Source organism: Fructobacillus ficulneus (genome assembly GCF_001047075.2).
Classification (GTDB): domain Bacteria; phylum Bacillota; class Bacilli; order Lactobacillales; family Lactobacillaceae; genus Fructobacillus; species Fructobacillus ficulneus.
In genome coordinates this window covers 630,656-634,282 of record NZ_DF968005.1, presented here as the reverse complement: position 1 = coordinate 634,282, position 3,627 = coordinate 630,656, and the positions used below count along the sequence as shown (strand labels likewise).

At 47.8% G+C, this 3,627-nt stretch carries 2 protein-coding genes and 1 pseudogene; all 3 read left to right on the top strand.

Annotation, left to right across the window (positions count from 1 at the left end):
* A pseudogene (locus AOQ29_RS08325) lies at positions 1–873 on the top strand (Asp-tRNA(Asn)/Glu-tRNA(Gln) amidotransferase subunit GatB); the annotation flags it as partial.
* Positions 874–1,052: 179 nt separating this feature from the next.
* Positions 1,053–2,114 (top strand): diacylglycerol kinase family lipid kinase, encoded by a 1,062-nt coding sequence (locus AOQ29_RS07575; RefSeq protein ID WP_061993873.1) that lies wholly within the window; start codon positions 1,053–1,055, stop codon positions 2,112–2,114.
* 2 nt (positions 2,115–2,116) lie between these two features.
* On the top strand, positions 2,117–3,505 hold the full coding sequence (gene rlmD / locus AOQ29_RS07570; protein WP_061993872.1) for a 23S rRNA (uracil(1939)-C(5))-methyltransferase RlmD: 1,389 nt from the start codon (positions 2,117–2,119) through the stop codon (positions 3,503–3,505).
* Positions 3,506–3,627 lie beyond the last annotated feature (122 nt).

The window sequence follows — 3,627 nt, the reverse complement described above, 5'->3', positions numbered from 1 at the left end:
ATGCGAGCCGACGTTAACGTTTCACTCCGTCCTTTCGGTTCTGATACTTATGGAACTCGTGTGGAAATGAAGAACATCAACTCATTCCACTACGTGCAATCAGCCTTGGAATTCGAAGAAAAGCGTCAAGCCAAGGTGATCCGTTCTGGTGAAAAGGTTCGCCAAGAAACTCGCCGTTACGACGAACCAACTAAGTCAACGGTCTTGATGCGGGTCAAGGAAGTGGCCGATGATTACCGCTACTTCCCAGAACCAGACTTGTCACCAATCCAAATCGATCAGGCTTGGATTGATGAAGTGAAGGCCAACTTGCCTAAGTCAGCCGCTGACCGTCAAAAGTCATACGTGGCCGACCTTGGTCTGGAACCTTACGATGCCGAAGTTTTGACACAGACTTTGGCCATGTCAAACTTCTTCGACGCCACCATCGCGGCTGGTGCTTCCGATAAGGCCGCAGCTAAGCGAGTTGCCAACTACATGATTGGTGACGTTAACGCTTACTTGAACAAGAGCCAAGTCGAACTTTCTGAGACCAAATTAACCCCAGCCAACTTGGCCGGTATGGTTAAATTAATCGAAGATGGCACAATTTCAACTAAGCAAGCCAAGAAGGTCTTTGAGGCCATCATGGAAGGTGAAGAACCTGAAGCCTACGCTAAGGCCCAAGGTTTGGTTCAGATTTCTGACCCAGCCGTCTTGACACCAATGGTCAACGAAGTCTTGGATGCTAACCCTCAGTCAATTGAAGACTTTAAGGGTGGTAAGGACCGGGCCGTTGGTTTCTTGGTCGGACAATTGATGAAGAAGTCAAAGGGTCAAGCCAACCCAGGTGTCTTGAACAAGCTGTTGATGGCGGAATTGAACAAGCGCTAAATTTTAGGATAGCCAAATGGTTGCCTAAATTAATTTTAATTTTATCGGGGAGCTACAGAGCCAACCCGGTAAGCCTAAGATTAAAACGGTCGGTCAGTGATGGTCGACCATACATAATTTTTTAAAAGGAGGTCAAAGTCCCGATGGCTACTTAGCTGGGGGACTTTGCGGAGTGAGTCATGAAGCGAGCACGAATTATTTATAATCCTAGTTCTGGCCGAGAAACAGCCAAGCGGGAAATGTTGGACATCATCAGAGTTTATGAGCAGGCTGGGTATGAAACCTCGACTTTTGCGACCACTCCTGAACCTTTCTCAGCCCGCAATGAAGCAACTCGGGCGGCCTTGGATGGCTTTGAGTTAATTGTTGCCGCTGGTGGAGATGGTACGATTAACGAAGTTGTCAACGGGATTGCGCCATTGGCAAAGCGCCCCAAGATGGCGATTATTCCAGCTGGAACGACGAATGACTATGCTCGAGCATTAAAGGTTTCCCGCGATGATCCTTTGGCCGCTGCCAAGGTTATCTTGAAAGATCAAACCATTAAAATGGATATTGGCCGGATTTCAGCCACGGGACCAACCGTTGCTGAAAACGGTCAGGTTGAAGGGCCAGAAGATGCCAGCTACTTTATGAATATTGCCGCCTTGGGGACTTTGTCAGAAGTGACCTACGGGGTACCTTCAGCCATGAAGTCTTTGTACGGGTACTTGGCCTATTTGGTTAAGGGTGCTGAGCTTTTGACTCGCCTGAAGCCGGTCAAGGCCAAGGTTGTTTATGACGATGGTGAGTACGACGGCGACATCTCGATGATTTTTTTGGCCCTAACAAATTCCGTTGGGGGCTTTGAATCAATCGTGCCAGATGCTAAACTGGATGATGGTCAGTTTACCCTCTTAATTGTAAAGGCTGCTAACCTCTGGCAAATAACCCAATTGGCCGCTCAGGTCTTAAACGGGTCGCATGTTAACAACCAGCAATTAATTTATAAGAAAACCTCAAAGGTCGAAATCACGCCATTGTCGGATGAACCAATTAAGGTCAACATCGATGGTGAATATGGTGGGGATGCACCAATGACCTTTGAAAACTTGAAGCAGCATATTGAATTTGTGGCTGATATTTCAGCCTTAGCAGTTGATGCAACGAACGCTAAGATTCAAGAGCAATTCGTTGAACAGGTCGAAGCACTGGAAGCTAGTCAACAAGATCCAGCCGCCGACCAGAAAGAAAAGAAGTAACTATGGCAAAAGCCAACCGTGTATTTAAGCAGGAAGCTCCTGTTAAGAAGAATGACGTCATCACAGCCGATGTGATTGACTTGACCTACCAAGGACTAGGGGTTGCCAAAATTGATGGTTTCCCACTCTTTGTGACTGATGGCCTCCCAGGCGAAAAAGTTGAAATCTTGGTTACCAAGGTTTTGAAGAACTACGGCTTCGCCCGTGTTGAAAAAATCGTTGAAGAATCACCAGACCGAGTGGCCTTAACTGACCAATTGGCTTTGACCACCGGAATTGCGCCCTTGGCCAACTTGGCTTACCCAGCCCAATTGGCTTGGAAGAAGAGCCAAATCCAACAATTATTTAAGAAGGCCCAATTGACGGCCAATGTGGCCGACACAATTGGCATGGATGACCCAACTCATTACCGGAACAAGGCCCAAGTGCCTGCTCGGATGATTAAGGGCAAGTTGGAAACCGGCTTTTTCCGTCGTGGTTCTCACAAGTTGATTCCAACGGATTCATTTTATATCCAAGACCCCGCTGTTGATGAAGCGGTCCGCGTGACTCGCGATATCTTGCAAGAACTTGGTTTGTCAGCCTATGATGAAGAATCAGACCGTGGTGTTATCCGTCACGTGATGGCTCGAGTTGGTAAGGCTACCGGTGAATTAATGGTGGTCTTGGTTACCAAGACGAAGAAGTTGCCTGAAGCCGATGTGATTGTCGAAAAGTTGCAGGCTCAGTTGCCAAACTTGAAGTCAGTTGTCCAAAACGTTAACAAGAACCAAACCAACGTTATCATGGGCCCAATCAACACCATCCTTTGGGGTGCTGATGCCATCGAAGACGTCTTGCTTGGTAAGAAGTACTTGATTGGTCCGAACTCTTTCTACCAAGTTAACCCCGTTACAACTGCTAAGTTGTACGAGTTGGCTAAAGAAAAGGCCCAATTGCAGCCAACTGATGTTGTTATCGATGCCTACTGTGGAATCGGAACCATCGCCTTGACGGTGGCCGAAGATGTTGCGGACGTTTACGGGGTTGAAGTGGTTGAAGAAGCCATTAACGATGCCGAAGAAAACGCGCAAATCAACCACGTCAACAACACTCACTTTGTGACGGCCGATGCGCCGACGCAGATGCGTGATTGGATGGCCGATGGCTTGAAGCCGGACGTTGTCTTTGTTGACCCTCCCCGTAAGGGCTTGACACCCGACTTTATTGAAGCCGTTGGTGAAATGGGACCTAAGCGCCTGGTTTATGTTTCATGTAACCCAGCCACGATGGCCCGTGATGCCCAAGCACTTTTGGAACAGGGATATGCCTTTGATGGCGACATCCAACCGGTTGACCAGTTCCCACAAACTACGCACGTGGAAGCAGTTGCTGCTTTCGTTAAACAATAATTTAATTTTTCTCACCCGGCTTTTGGCTCGGGGCAAAGAAGCCTAGTTGTCGACTGACAAGTAGGCTTTTCTTAAAGAAGGGGATTGAGACATGACAACTGATCAAATTAACTTTCGACCAG

Coding starts and splice junctions, on each gene's coding strand:
- AOQ29_RS07575 (WP_061993873.1), top strand. CDS start 1,053: ATGAAGCGAGCACGAATTATTTATAATCCTAGTTCTGGCCGAGAAACA.
- rlmD (WP_061993872.1), top strand. CDS start 2,117: ATGGCAAAAGCCAACCGTGTATTTAAGCAGGAAGCTCCTGTTAAGAAG.